This window comes from Pseudomonas sp. F3-2 (genome assembly GCF_038804275.1).
Classification (GTDB): domain Bacteria; phylum Pseudomonadota; class Gammaproteobacteria; order Pseudomonadales; family Pseudomonadaceae; genus Aquipseudomonas.
The window spans coordinates 5,658,880-5,671,226 of the sequence record NZ_CP152388.1 but is presented as its reverse complement, the minus strand read 5'-3'; the positions used below and the strand labels follow the sequence as shown (position 1 = coordinate 5,671,226).

13 protein-coding genes are annotated in these 12,347 nt (G+C 58.4%); 7 read left to right on the top strand and 6 right to left on the bottom strand.

Annotation, left to right across the window (positions count from 1 at the left end; genetic code table 11):
* Positions 1-98 precede the first annotated feature (98 nt).
* Positions 99-1,634, bottom strand: coding sequence for a 2,3-bisphosphoglycerate-independent phosphoglycerate mutase (gene gpmI, locus AAGQ88_RS25250; protein WP_285425297.1), 1,536 nt, complete (start codon positions 1,632-1,634; stop codon positions 99-101).
* 145 nt (positions 1,635-1,779) lie between these two features.
* On the opposite strand from gpmI, the gene AAGQ88_RS25245 reads away from it, so the two are divergent.
* The 3 genes from AAGQ88_RS25245 to secB are packed head-to-tail and all read left to right on the top strand — an operon-like array spanning position 1,780 to position 2,973.
* The gene (locus AAGQ88_RS25245) at positions 1,780-2,193 is read left to right on the top strand and encodes a rhodanese-like domain-containing protein (RefSeq protein WP_093465726.1); all 414 of its coding nucleotides are present in this window, start codon (positions 1,780-1,782) and stop codon (positions 2,191-2,193) included.
* 1 nt (position 2,194) lies between these two features.
* Positions 2,195-2,449: a glutaredoxin 3 gene (grxC, locus tag AAGQ88_RS25240; RefSeq protein WP_093465724.1), complete on the top strand. Its 255-nt coding sequence runs from the start codon at positions 2,195-2,197 to the stop codon at positions 2,447-2,449.
* 38 nt (positions 2,450-2,487) lie between these two features.
* The gene (secB, locus tag AAGQ88_RS25235) at positions 2,488-2,973 is read left to right on the top strand and encodes a protein-export chaperone SecB (RefSeq protein ID WP_093465722.1); all 486 of its coding nucleotides are present in this window, start codon (positions 2,488-2,490) and stop codon (positions 2,971-2,973) included.
* Between the two features lie 224 nt (positions 2,974-3,197).
* Here the strand turns inward: secB and trmL are convergent, their stop codons facing one another.
* On the bottom strand, positions 3,198-3,653 hold the full coding sequence (gene trmL / locus AAGQ88_RS25230; protein WP_342653920.1) for a tRNA (uridine(34)/cytosine(34)/5-carboxymethylaminomethyluridine(34)-2'-O)-methyltransferase TrmL: 456 nt from the start codon (positions 3,651-3,653) through the stop codon (positions 3,198-3,200).
* Between trmL and AAGQ88_RS25225 the strand changes: the two genes are divergently transcribed.
* Positions 3,652-4,092: a hypothetical protein gene (locus AAGQ88_RS25225; protein WP_342653919.1), complete on the top strand. Its 441-nt coding sequence runs from the start codon at positions 3,652-3,654 to the stop codon at positions 4,090-4,092. The two genes, trmL and AAGQ88_RS25225, sit on opposite strands and share 2 nt — an antisense overlap.
* Positions 4,093-4,412: 320 nt before the next feature.
* Here the strand turns inward: AAGQ88_RS25225 and tauD are convergent, their stop codons facing one another.
* The 4 genes from tauD to tauA all read right to left on the bottom strand — a co-directional run bounded on the left by tauD (position 4,413) and on the right by tauA (position 7,987).
* A complete protein-coding gene (gene tauD / locus AAGQ88_RS25220) occupies positions 4,413-5,246 on the bottom strand; it encodes a taurine dioxygenase (protein WP_342653918.1) in 834 nt (277 codons plus the stop codon).
* A 68-nt stretch (positions 5,247-5,314) separates the two neighbouring features.
* The gene (gene tauC / locus AAGQ88_RS25215) at positions 5,315-6,127 is read right to left on the bottom strand and encodes a taurine ABC transporter permease TauC (protein WP_342655885.1); all 813 of its coding nucleotides are present in this window, start codon (positions 6,125-6,127) and stop codon (positions 5,315-5,317) included.
* A gap of 32 nt (positions 6,128-6,159) precedes the next feature.
* A complete protein-coding gene (gene tauB, locus AAGQ88_RS25210) occupies positions 6,160-6,951 on the bottom strand; it encodes a taurine ABC transporter ATP-binding subunit (protein WP_342653917.1) in 792 nt (263 codons plus the stop codon).
* 58 nt (positions 6,952-7,009) lie between these two features.
* Positions 7,010-7,987 carry a taurine ABC transporter substrate-binding protein gene (gene tauA / locus AAGQ88_RS25205; protein ID WP_285425303.1) on the bottom strand — a complete coding sequence of 326 codons (978 nt, stop codon included), beginning with the start codon at positions 7,985-7,987 and terminating at the stop codon, positions 7,010-7,012.
* Positions 7,988-8,800: 813 nt separating this feature from the next.
* Here tauA and AAGQ88_RS25200 point away from each other — a divergent pair.
* The 3 genes from AAGQ88_RS25200 to AAGQ88_RS25190 all read left to right on the top strand — a co-directional run bounded on the left by AAGQ88_RS25200 (position 8,801) and on the right by AAGQ88_RS25190 (position 12,339).
* The gene (locus AAGQ88_RS25200) at positions 8,801-10,138 is read left to right on the top strand and encodes an OprD family porin (RefSeq protein WP_285425304.1); all 1,338 of its coding nucleotides are present in this window, start codon (positions 8,801-8,803) and stop codon (positions 10,136-10,138) included.
* A gap of 181 nt (positions 10,139-10,319) precedes the next feature.
* Positions 10,320-10,958, top strand: coding sequence for a peroxiredoxin (locus AAGQ88_RS25195; protein ID WP_342653916.1), 639 nt, complete (start codon positions 10,320-10,322; stop codon positions 10,956-10,958).
* Positions 10,959-11,373: 415 nt separating this feature from the next.
* Positions 11,374-12,339: a sulfonate ABC transporter substrate-binding protein gene (locus tag AAGQ88_RS25190; RefSeq protein WP_342653915.1), complete on the top strand. Its 966-nt coding sequence runs from the start codon at positions 11,374-11,376 to the stop codon at positions 12,337-12,339.
* Positions 12,340-12,347: the final 8 nt, after the last annotated feature.

Sequence of the window (12,347 nt, the reverse complement as noted above, 5' to 3'; positions counted from 1 at the left end):
GCTCTGTGGACGAGCCTTTCAGACATTTCATACAAATATAGGGGCTTGCACCTATAAGAACCGGCCTGTCAGTCGCTGACAGGCCGGTTCTAGGCGCCTTACTTGGCGATCAGGATCGAGGTGCCGGTCATTTCTTTCGGAATGTCCATGCCCAGCAACGTCAGCATGGTCGGCGCGACGTCCGCCAGCACACCGCCTTCACGGACTTTCAAGTCACGCTTGCCGACATAGACGAATGGCACCGGCTCGGTGGTATGCGCGGTGTGCGCCTGACCGGTCGTGTCATCGGTCATTTGCTCGACGTTGCCGTGGTCGGCTGTGATCAGCGCTTCGCCACCCACTTTTTCCAGCGCCTCGGTGATGCGACCCACGCACACGTCCAGGCATTCAACCGCTTTGATTGCGGCCTCCATGATGCCGCTGTGGCCAACCATGTCGCCGTTCGCGTAATTGACGACGATCACGTCATAACGCTGGTTTTCGATGGCGTCGACGATCTTGTCGGTCACTTCCGGCGCGCTCATTTCCGGCTGCAGGTCGTAAGTGGCAACCTTCGGAGAAGGAATCAGGATGCGCTCTTCACCTGGGAACGGCTCTTCGCGGCCGCCGGAGAAGAAGAACGTCACATGGGCGTATTTCTCGGTCTCGGCGATGCGCAGCTGGGTCTTGCCGTTGTTCGACAGGTACTCGCCGAGCACGTTGTGCAGACCTTCTTTAGTGAATGCAGCAGGTGCCGGAATGCTCGCGGCGTATTGCGTCAGCATCACGAAGCCGGCCAATTTTGGCTGGCGAGCCCGGGCGAAATCTTTGAAGTCATCCTCGACGAACACGCGGGTCAGTTCGCGAGCGCGGTCGGCGCGGAAGTTCATGAACACGACGGCGTCGCCGTCCTCGACTTTGACCTGCTCGCCGATGCGTGTGGCTTTGACGAATTCGTCGTTCTCGTCACGCCCGTACGCTGCATCCAGCCCGGCCTTGGCGGTCTCGGCCTGGAATTCAGATGTGCCGTCGACGATCAGGTTGTAGGCGGATTCGACGCGGTCCCAACGGTTGTCACGGTCCATGGCGAAATAACGGCCAATGATCGTGGCCGTACGACCTTTGCCCAGACGCTTGTAGGCCGTTTCCATGGTGTCGAGGTACTTGTGAGCGCTGCGCGGCGGCGTATCGCGACCGTCCAGGAAGGCGTGCAGATAAATCTTGTCGGCGCCACGCTTGGCAGCCAGTTCGACCATCGCCACCAGGTGGTCTTCGTGGCTGTGGACGCCTCCGTCAGACAGCAGACCCAGAATGTGAACCGCCTTGCCTGCGCCAACGGCCTTGTCCACAGCGGTGCAGATGGCCGGGTTCTCGAAGAACTCGCCGTCGCGGATCGCTTTGGTGACGCGAGTGAAATCCTGATAAACCACGCGGCCAGCACCCAGGTTCATGTGGCCGACTTCGGAGTTGCCCATCTGCCCGTCGGGCAGACCGACGTCCATGCCGGAACCGGAGATCAGGCCGTTAGGCATGGTCTTGTAGAGGCGATCGAAGACCGGCATCTTCGCTTCGTAGACCGCGTTGCCGTGATGGCTGTCGCTGTGACCGAAGCCGTCCAGGATGATCAGAACCAAAGGTTTAGGCGTGGTAGTCATGAATCCCACTCTTGGCAAATAGGTGAAGTAGAAAAAAGATCGACAGTTTAGGTTGAAGTTCAAACGGCGTCACTGCCGTACGGGCTTTGGCCGACCTTGGGGGCTGTGTATACTGGCCGACATTTTAACGCCCTGGAACCTGATGATGGTTGCTCACCTGATTGAATTTGCCACTAACCACTATTTACTGGCTGGCGCTTTTGTCATCCTGCTGGCGCTGTTGATTGCAACGGAGCTTAGCAAAGGCGGCCGTAGCCTGAGCACCGGTGAGCTGACCGCACTGGTCAATCGCGATGAAGCGGTTGTCATCGACGTACGGGCCAAGAAGGATTACGCCACCGGGCACATTGTCGGCGCGCTGAACTTCCCTCAGGACAAGGTGCTGACTCGCACCTCCGAGCTTGAAAAATACAAGTCCAAGACCCTCATCATCGTCGATGCCGCAGGCCAGCACGCGGGCCACACCGCTCGCGAGCTGCTCAAGGCCGGCTTCACCGCCGCCAAGCTGTCGGGCGGCATTTCGTCGTGGCGTGCTGACAACCTGCCGCTGGTGAAGTGAAATGGCTGAAGTCGTCGTCTACTCCAGCGATTATTGCCCTTATTGCTCCCGCGCCAAGTACCTGCTGGCGAGCAAGAATGTCGACTTCGAAGAGATCAAGGTCGACGGCAAGCCCCAGCTTCGCGCTGAAATGACCAAAAAAGCCGGGCGTACCTCGGTTCCGCAGATCTGGATCGGTTCGGTCCACGTCGGCGGTTGCGATGACCTCTTTGCACTGGAGCGCGCCGGCAAGCTCGACGCGCTGCTGAGCGCCTGAATTCGAACCCTACAAGACCTCAAAAGTAAGGATCTGAGATGACCGATCAACCGAATAACGGCGCCACTTCCAACGAAGAAGCTCCACAGTTTTCCCTGCAGCGCATCTACGTTCGCGACCTGTCGTTCGAAGCGCCGAAAAGCCCGGCGATCTTCCGTCAGGAGTGGACCCCAAGCGTGAGCCTGGACCTGAACACTCGCCAGAAGCAGCTGGAAAACGATTTCTACGAAGTCGTTCTGACCCTGTCGGTCGAAGTGAAGAACGGCGACGAAATCGCGTTCATCGCGGAAGTCCAGCAGGCGGGTATCTTCCTGATCAAGGGCCTGGACGACGCGTCCATGAGCCACACCCTTGGCGCCTTCTGCCCGAACATTCTGTTCCCGTACGCGCGCGAAACCATCGACAGCCTGGTTGTCCGTGGCTCGTTCCCAGCGCTGATGCTGGCGCCGGTGAACTTCGACGCACTGTACGCTCAAGAGCTGCAACGCATGCAGGAAGCGGGCGAGACCCCGACCGTTCAGTAAGCGTTTGCTGCAAGGAAAAAGCGCCCTTTATGGGCGCTTTTTTTATAACGGCGAATGTTGAAGTGGTAGGAGCGCGGCTTGTCCCGCGATCGGCGGGGAACCCGTCGTGAAATCGTGTGATGCGGTGAACTGGATGCACCGTGAACCCTGCATTTGCTGCCAGTGCCCGGCAGATCGCGGGACAAGCCACGCTCCTACAGCCGTGGATTGCACGCCCTTCAAGGTCATTTGAACCCCAATTGCCGCCAGCCCTCGTAAACCGCAACGGCCACGGTGTTCGAGAGGTTCAAACTGCGGCATCCTTCACGCATTGGCAAACGCAGGCGCTGTTCGCTGCTCAACGGGTCCAGCACTTCCGGTGGCAGGCCGCGGCTCTCCGGGCCGAAAAGGAACGCATCGCCTTCCTGAAACGCCACATCGTGAAAGGGTCGCGAACCCTTTGTGGTAAAAGCGAACAGCCGCGGTTGACCGATGCTCTTAAGGCAACTCGCCAGGTCGGCGTGGCGATGCAGTGTGGCGTACTCGTGGTAATCGAGACCGGCACGACGCAGTCGCTTGTCATCGAGTTCGAAACCCAACGGTTCGATCAAATGCAGGCTGCAGCCGCTGTTGGCGCAAAGCCTGATGATGTTGCCGGTATTCGGCGGAATTTCTGGTTGAAAAAGGATCACGTGAAACATGCACGGCTCCGAACATAAGGATGGGGTGCATTCTACCCCCGAAGAGGACCCGAGGCCGAAGCTATGGCCTCGTGTTTTAGGCTCCATCGCGATTATCGGATTCATGATCGGCTTGATGATCGGCCGGCTGACCACGCCCGATCCCGTGGCGTTGCAGCAGATAGAGGTGCTGCAAGATGGCGTTGCGGTGTGGTTCAACCGAGAGCCGCAGCTGCATGGCGAACACATCGACGGCGCCGTGGCCTTGCTGTTCAACGCCCAGGGGCAAGCGCAGCACGGCGAGCTCAAGCTCAACGGCAAAGACGTGCGCTGGAGAGTGCAAAGAAGCGATAAGGGATTGCTGCTGAACCTGCTGGCGGCCCGTCCGTTGCACGGCCAATGGCGCGGTGCAACTCAGGACGGGCGCTGGAGACTCGAGGTGAGTCTGCGGGAGGAATAAAAGAGGGGAATCCCCGGCCTGCCTGTACCAAGGTCCCCAAAACTGGTGATGCTTAACCTATTGCAGGCAGCGTGCCAGTTTTGGAAATCCTGCGCGGGAAAGGTGAAAGTGCCCCGCAATACCCCGGTTTTATAGCCTCAACCCTGCTGTGCCGTGCTCAAGGAGGGCGTTTCCTCTTTCGTTCTCGCGTTCAGATTTGGGTGTTTATTGATCAGTTTTGCACGCTATTCGCGCATTTTCCGGTGACGGGTGACCAAAGTGATGCACGGCTCAGCCTGTGAAGGCGAACGTGCACACGTAGAGCGGCATCGAGCCCCCTATCAGAACGGCGCATCTCCCAGAATCGTGGCGCGATGCATCACCCGGCGTTGCGGGCGGTAGTCGTCCACCGCGTAATGCTGCGTCACGCGGTTGTCCCACATCGCCACGTCGTTTTCCTGCCAACGCCAGCGAATGGTGAACTCCGGCCGCGTGGCATGGGCGAAGAGCATTTTCAAAATGGCTTCGCTTTCTGCGGGTTCCAGTTCGTTGATCCGTGTCGTGAAGCCGTCATTCACGAATAGCGCCTTACGCCCGCTGACCGGATGCGTGCGTATCACCGGGTGCGACAGCGGCGGATTCTTGCGCCGGGTTTCCTCCCAGCGCGCGAGGTCTTCGGCCGTGCTGCCAAAGCGTTCCAGAGGAAATGAGCGAGTGAAGTCGTGGGTGGCGGTCAAACCGTCGAGCAGCGCTCGCATCGGCGCCGACAACGCCTCGAACGCCGCGATCCCGCTCGCCCACAGCGTGTCCCCACCATAAGCCGGCAGCTGCTTGGCGCTGAGGACCGCGCCCAAGGCAGGCGTCGGCAGAAACGTGACGTCGGTGTGCCAGATGGCGTTATCGCGCACATCAGTCACTGCCGTGTCGAGGATCAACACTTCTGGCTGCTCAGGGACGTTCGGGTAGATCGGATGAATATGCAGGTCGCCGAAATGGGCCGCGAAGCGCGCCTGTTGTTGCGGCGTCACTGGTTGGTCCCGGAAGAACAGCACCTGATGTTCGAGCAAGGCGCGTTCGATGGCATCGCGTTCTGCGCTCGTCAGGTCCCGGCTCAGGTCCACGCCGCTGATTTGCGCGCCCAATGACGGGCTGAGCGTGGTGATATGAATGCTCATGAGGGTTCTCGTGTGTTGGGCGCCGAAGTGTCGGCGTGGTCAGTCATCGGGTTCGGTCGTGGTTTCAGTCAGTGAGTCTGGCCGTGCCACGGCACCAGCTTGCGCTGCAGTGCGCGCAGGCCCATTTCCAGCGCGAAGGCGATCAGGGCGATCACGAGGATCCCTAGCACCACAACGTCGGTGACCAGAAACTGCGCGGCCGACTGAACCATGAAGCCCAGCCCGCTGGTGGCTGCGATCAATTCGGCAGCGACCAGTGTCGACCAGCCGACGCCCAGCCCGATGCGTACGCCGGTGAGGATGTCGGGCATCGCGCTGGGCACGATGACGTGGCGAATCAGCTGCCAGCGGCTGGCGCCGAGTGATTGCGCGGCGCGTATTTTTGCGCTGTCGACAGTGCGCACGCCCGTCGCGGTGGCGATCGCAATCGGCGCAAAGATCGCCAGATAAATCAGCAGGACCTTGGAGAATTCGCCGATCCCGCACCAGATCACGATCAGCGGCAGGTAGGCCAGCGGAGGGATCGGTCGATAGAACTCGATCAGCGGATCGAAAATCCCGCGAGCGATCCGGTTATGACCGATGGCGATTCCCACGGGAATGGCCGTGAGCACCGCGAACAGCAGCGCCAGGCCAATGCGCTGCAAACTCGCCCCCAGATGCTGCCAGAGCGTGGACTCCATGTAGCCTTTGGTCATCAGCAGCCAGGCTTTTTCGAGCACGGCCGATGGCGGCGGAAGAAACAAGGGTTCGACCCACTCCAGTGCGGTTACCAGCCACCAGCTGCCTAGCAGAACGGCGAGCGTCAGCACGCTGATGCTGCGAGTGCTGAGGTGAAAGCCTGATGCTCGATGGGGCTTGGTCGGCAGACGGGTGGTGATCGTGTCGGCCGGGCTGGGCGTCTGGAAGCCACTCATGCCAATTGCTCCCGAATTGTCTGGCGCTGGGAAAACACTTTGGCGAGCACGTGCTCGCGGGTTTCGATGAAGCGTGGGTCCGACTTGATCGCGCGTGCCGACTCGCCCGCACTGTAGCGTTGGCCGAAGTCCAGCTGCAGGTGCTCGACGATTTGCCCAGGATCAGGTGCCAGCAGAATCAGGTCGGTCGCCAGGAAGACCGCTTCTTCGATGTCGTGGGTAATCAGGAAAACGGGTTTGGCGCTGCGTTGCCAGATTTGCAGGAGCAGTTCCTGCATCTGTTCGCGAGTGAATGCGTCCAGCGCGCCGAAGGGTTCGTCCATCAACAGGACGCGTGGATCGGCAGCCAGCGCGCGCGCCAGGCCGACGCGCTGCTTTTGACCGCCGGACAACTGCCAGATGCGGCGCTTGTCGAAGCCGGCGAGGTCAACCAGCGCCAGCATCTCCCGCGCTTTGGTTTCACGCTGTTCGCGGGGTACGCCGGCCAGTTCAAGACCAAAGGCAACGTTGGCCAGCACGTCTTGCCAAGGCAGCAGCGCGTCATCCTGAAAAACCACGCCACGCTCCGCGCTCGGGCCTTCGACCGGGACATTGTCCAGGGTGATACGCCCTGCGCTGGGCGTGACGAAACCGGCAATCAGATTGAGCAGTGAAGTCTTGCCGCTGCCGGATGGCCCGAGCGCTACCAGCAATTGCTTGGGGCCAAGACTCAGGGAAATGTCCGACAGCACCGGTTTGGCCGCACCGGGGTACTGTGCGCTGATGCGCTCCAGCTGCAATAAGGCCATGGCAATGACTCCGCTTCTATATATAGGTGTGTGCTGCGTGGGGGGGGCGGGACGCCGCTTACTGCGTCACGAACTTCGCGCTCACGTACGGGGTGTAATCGGCCAGCACTGCGTCGACCTTGCCTTGCTCTTTCAGGAACGCAGCGGTTTTGGTGATCGCCTCGGTGGTGGGGGCGCCCAGCTCTGTGGCCTGATCGGCTGCCAGCGGATAGACGTTGCCTTGCAGCAGGCCAGGGATATCGGTCGGTTTGGCGCCGGACAATTTCACCAACTTGTCGACATTGCTGCTGTTGGCGAGCCACGCGGCAGGGTCCTTGCGGTATTCGGCATAAGCATCAAGCGTGGTTTTGGCGAAGGCTTTGACGATGTCGGGGTGTTTGTCGGCGAAATCCTTGCGCACGATCCAGGCATCGAATGTCGGTGCGCCGACTTTTGCGAGCTCACCGGAGGTGATCAGTACCTTCCCGGTTTCCTTAGCGACGCCCAGCGCCGGATCCCACACGTAGGTTGCGTCGATGTCGCCGCGCTTCCAGGCAGCTGCAATCGCGGGTGGCGCAAGGTTAACGATCGTCACTTTCGCCGGGTCGATGTTCCAGTGTTTCAGCGCTGCCAGCAGGCTGTAGTGGCCAGTGGAAACGAATGGCACGGCCACTTTTTTACCGACCAGATCCTGCGGGCTGTTGATGCCGGAGCCGTTACGCGCCACCAACGCTTCGGCCGCGCCAATTTGCGTGGCGATCAGGAAGGTCTCCACCGGCACCTTGCGCGTCGCTGCCGCCGTCAGCGGGCTTGAACCGAGGTAGCCGATCTGCACGTCGCCACTGGCGATCGCAGTGATCACGTCAGCACCGTTATCGAACTTGCGCCAGGAGATATCTGAACCGGTTGCTTTTTCGTAGGCGCCATCGGCCTGGGCAACCTTGGCCGGATCCACGGTCGTCTGGTATGCAACCGTGAAGTCCGCGGCGTGGGCGAGCAAAGCTGAACCTGCCAGTGAAAGCGCAGCAAACAGGCGAAGGGGTTTAAGCAGTTTCATGATGACGCTCCGGATCAGGGCAGGCCGAGGACTGGATGTCGCGGAGCGTAAATGATCTAAGAATCCGGAAATAAATAACTTTTTCGCATGTGCTTAGAGAGAATTTTCTAAGCGGCGCAGCGCGGGACCACAGAAAATCAAAAAGATGCAATCGCTTGACGAGATTTCATCGAAATGTCACAAACTGTAAATAGGATCGCGAGGTCCGTTCCAGGGATGCTTTTGCCCTACACCCGCATGCTTCGCATCGCAAGGCTGCGCAGGGGCCATCATGGATTTTTCAAGCGAGAGAACCAGACGGTTGGCGTTCACAGTCATCCGACGAATGCGCTCTCGCTCTCTCGGAAAAAAGAGACGAATAGCAGGGTGACAACTGTAACAATTGCGTCTACGCGGCTATAAAAGTCTTATTTTTCAGAGAGTTGATTTGGTGTTTCTCATGTTATTTCGCAAGCTGCCCGTGACTGGGCGGTCGAGAACCGGTCGTACGATGTGGCAAAACTTATCGATCTGACGAACGGGGTAGAAATATTTTTTGGGAATTAGCTTTCGAGGCCGATACACTCCGCATCGGACGGCTGAAACGACTTGTGACATATAACTGCTTGGCATAAAAGCAGGTCAAACAAGTCTTTTTAGGTTTAAAGGATTTCCCTTACCTTGCAGCCAGCTGAAAAGGCGGTCTAGTCAATTAGTCTTGGGGCCATTGACTCGCCGAGTCAGGTCCAGCGCTAATCGCGCATCCGCGGTCTTGAGCCTTCGGTCTCAGAACCAAGGAAATACAAAAATTAGATTCAAGAGGAGCGATACACAATGAAGAAGTCCACCCTGGCCTTGGCCGTATCTGTCAGTGTTTTGGCCACGCAGGCTGGTGCAGCTGGTTTCATCGACGACAGCAAAGCATCGATCAGTTCCCGTACCATGTGGTTTGAAGGCGACAACCGTGATGGTGGTGCCGACCAGCGTGAAGCGGGCGAAGGCCTTATTTTCAACTTCATCTCTGGCTATACGCCAGGTACTGTGGGCTTCGGTCTTGATGTTCAAGGCATCTACGGCCTTCATCTGGATGGTGGTAAAGGTCACCACCCGGATAACAGCAACTTCTTCCCAAGCGACAGCGATGGCTCTGCTGTAAGTTCGTGGAGCCGTGGCGGTGCTAACGCCAAGGTCAAGATTTCCAAAACCGAGCTGAAAGTAGGTAATGCTCTTCAGCCAAACCTGCCGATCCTGGTTGCGAACGACGGCCGTCTGCTGCCACAAACCTTTGAAGGCGGCATCCTGACTTCCAAGGATATCGACACCCTGACACTGACTGCAGGTAAGTTGACCAAAGCAGCGGGTCGTGCTTCCAGCAACTATGACAACCTGTCAGTAGGCGGCGGTACTAAAGGCTCCAACAATTTCCAGTTCGCCGGTGCTGACTGGAAAGCTACCAAAGACCTGACGCTGCAGTACTACTACGCCAACCTGGAAGACTACTACAAGCAGCAGTTCTTCGGTCTGGTGCACGTCCTGCCGATCGCTGAAGATCAGTCTTTCAAGACTGACCTGCGCTATTTCCACAGCACGTCCGACGGCAAGAACAGCCAAACCACCAACACGGGTTACAAGTTCGCCAACGGTTATAACGATAACGGCGAAGTCGATAACAACACCTGGACCGCAATGTTCACCTATACCCTGGGTGGCAACGCATTCCTGCTGGGTTATCAGAGCGTCAGCGACGACGGCGGTATGCCGTTTATCAGCAACGGCAGTGTAGTTGACAACCGTGGTCGTAACGAAGGTGAGGGCGGTTCCAGCGTCTACCTGTTCACCGACAGTATGATCACCAACTTCACCCGTGCCGGTGAGAAGACCCGTTTTGGTCAGTACTCGTATGACTTCGCTCGCTTGGGCGTTCCAGGCCTGAAAGCTGCCATCGCTTACTTGCACGGTGATCAGGTGCGTCTGAACAGCGCAACTGCCGGCCGTGGCTCGGAGTGGGAACGTGACATGCGTGTGGACTACGTCTTCCAAGATGGCTTCATGAAGGGCTTCGGCGTGACTGTACGTCGTGCAAACCTGCGCTCGGATGATGATCTTGTTGGCAGCCAAGCTAACACTGACCAGACCCGCGTTATCTTCAACTACACCTACGCCTTCAAATAAGCGTAGCGAGTCGTTGAGTTGAAAAGAGCCCCGCTTCGGCGGGGCTTTTTTATGCCCGTCCATTAGCATCGCTACTTTTTTTATACCGGAAAGGCTGCTCGCCATTGCCATTCGGTCTTTTATTTTTTCCACGCAGGCATGCACAGTAGGGCGATAAAACATCACCAAAGGAGCTGACCACATGGGCCTCAAACTTGGCGATATCGCCCCCGACTTCGAACAGGATTCCAGCCAGGGACGCATCAGGTTTCACGAGTGGCTGGGCGGCAAGTGGGCCGTGCTGTTTTCTCACCCGGCCGATTTCACGCCCGTTTGCACCACCGAGTTGGGCTTCACCGCAAAGCTCAAGGACGAATTCGACAAGCGCAACGTCAAAGCCATCGCGCTCTCCGTGGACCCGGTCGATTCACACCTGAAATGGATCGATGACATCAACTCCACGCAGAACACACTCGTCAATTTCCCGATTCTGGCGGACGCTGATCGCAAGGTGTCCGAGCTCTACGACCTGATTCATCCCAACGCCAGCGAGACGCTGACGGTTCGCTCGTTGTTCGTGATCGACCCGAACAAAAAAGTGCGCCTGACCATTACCTATCCCGCCAGCACCGGCCGTAACTTCCATGAAATCCTGCGGGTGATCGACTCGTTGCAGTTGACCGACAACTACAAAGTCGCGACGCCTGCGAACTGGAAGGATGGCGAGGACGTGGTCATCGTTCCCTCGATCAAGGACGAGGACGAGATCAAGCAGCGTTTTCCAAAAGGCTATAAAGCCGTTACCCCTTACCTGCGTCTGACGCCTCAGCCCAACCGCTGATCCACCGTTTCAACCACGACATTCGGGCCGATTTATCGGCCCTTTTTTTTCGAAAGCCGAAATCGCCGCTTGAGCCAAGCGCCGCCAGCGTGGGGATTGAGCGTGGTCACGTAGGTTCTGTATTCAACGTGGGTGCTCCAGGCTGTTCGTCAGCGGGCTCACTTCCACCAGCGGCAACCGGCCTTGGTTGCCGTGATCGAGTGGACTGCCTGGCTTGGGGCTCATCCAAGACTTGCACCCATATTCGCTTTGGTGCTAACCAAATGAATAAATATGATTTTAGTGAATAACAAAGCCCTGTTAAGGTCTGTCCGTCTCGCTGAAATCGCGGGCAATGAATCCCACTCAACACCTCACTGGTCCGCCATCGGACGAGCAGGTGCAACCTGTTAGCTACACAGCAAAGGAGCGTGCCATGGGCACCGTCATTTTGCGTCGAGGCCTGGTCGCTCTGTTTGCTGCGGCGGTCACTTTCGGCGTCCTCACCCAAGCTCAAGCCGACACCTTGCGGATCGGCTATCAGAAATACGGCACGCTGGTTCTGCTCAAAGCCAAGGGCTCACTGGAAAAGAAACTCGCGGATCAGGGCGTCCAGGTGCAATGGACCGAGTTTCCGGGCGGACCGCAATTGCTCGAAGGGCTGAATGTCGGCTCGATCGACTTCGGCGTCACCGGCGAAACGCCACCGGTCTTCGCGCAGGCCGCTGGAGCCGACCTGCTGTACGTTGCCTCCGAGCCGCCCGCGCCAACCAGCGAGGCGATTCTGGTCCCCAAGGATTCGACGATCACGTCGGTCAAAGACCTCAAGGGCAAAAAAGTCGTCCTCAATAAAGGCTCAAACGTGCATTACCTGCTGGTGCGGGCGCTGGAAGAGGCAGGCCTCAAGTACACCGACATCCAGACCGTGTTCCTGCCGCCGGCCGATGCGCGGGCAGCGTTCGAGCGCGGCAGTGTCGATGCGTGGGTGATCTGGGACCCGTATCAGGCTGCCGCCGAGCAACAACTTCAGGCGCGCACCTTGCGCGATGGCAAAGGCATCGTCGACAACAACCAGTTCTACCTGGCAACCAGGCCATACGCGCAACAGCACCCGAAAGTCATCCAGACCCTGGTTGAAGAAGTGCGGGCAGTGGGCGAATGGTCCAAGGCCAACCCGGACGAAGTGACCAAACAAGTTGCGCCTCTGCTGGGCTTGCCCGAAGACATCACGAAGGTGTCAGTCAAGCGCCAGGGCTATGGTGCATTGTTCATCACCCCTGAAACCATCGCCGCCCAACAGAAGATCGCCGATACGTTCTATCAGCTCAAGTTGATCCCCAAACCGCTCAGCATCGCCGATGTGATCTGGACGCCACCCGCCGCTGTCGCGAAAGCGCAGTAAGCCAAGGC

Excerpts from the sequence above, each read along its gene's own strand:
- gpmI (WP_285425297.1), bottom strand. The coding sequence starts at position 1,634 with ATGACTACCACGCCTAAACCTTTGGTTCTGATCATCCTGGACGGCTTC.
- AAGQ88_RS25245 (WP_093465726.1), top strand. The coding sequence starts at position 1,780 with ATGGTTGCTCACCTGATTGAATTTGCCACTAACCACTATTTACTGGCT.
- grxC (WP_093465724.1), top strand. The coding sequence starts at position 2,195 with ATGGCTGAAGTCGTCGTCTACTCCAGCGATTATTGCCCTTATTGCTCC.
- secB (WP_093465722.1), top strand. The coding sequence starts at position 2,488 with ATGACCGATCAACCGAATAACGGCGCCACTTCCAACGAAGAAGCTCCA.
- AAGQ88_RS25225 (WP_342653919.1), top strand. The coding sequence starts at position 3,652 with ATGCACGGCTCCGAACATAAGGATGGGGTGCATTCTACCCCCGAAGAG.
- trmL (WP_342653920.1), bottom strand. The coding sequence starts at position 3,653 with ATGTTTCACGTGATCCTTTTTCAACCAGAAATTCCGCCGAATACCGGC.
- tauD (WP_342653918.1), bottom strand. The coding sequence starts at position 5,246 with ATGAGCATTCATATCACCACGCTCAGCCCGTCATTGGGCGCGCAAATC.
- tauB (WP_342653917.1), bottom strand. The coding sequence starts at position 6,951 with ATGGCCTTATTGCAGCTGGAGCGCATCAGCGCACAGTACCCCGGTGCG.
- tauA (WP_285425303.1), bottom strand. The coding sequence starts at position 7,987 with ATGAAACTGCTTAAACCCCTTCGCCTGTTTGCTGCGCTTTCACTGGCA.
- AAGQ88_RS25200 (WP_285425304.1), top strand. The coding sequence starts at position 8,801 with ATGAAGAAGTCCACCCTGGCCTTGGCCGTATCTGTCAGTGTTTTGGCC.
- AAGQ88_RS25195 (WP_342653916.1), top strand. The coding sequence starts at position 10,320 with ATGGGCCTCAAACTTGGCGATATCGCCCCCGACTTCGAACAGGATTCC.
- AAGQ88_RS25190 (WP_342653915.1), top strand. The coding sequence starts at position 11,374 with ATGGGCACCGTCATTTTGCGTCGAGGCCTGGTCGCTCTGTTTGCTGCG.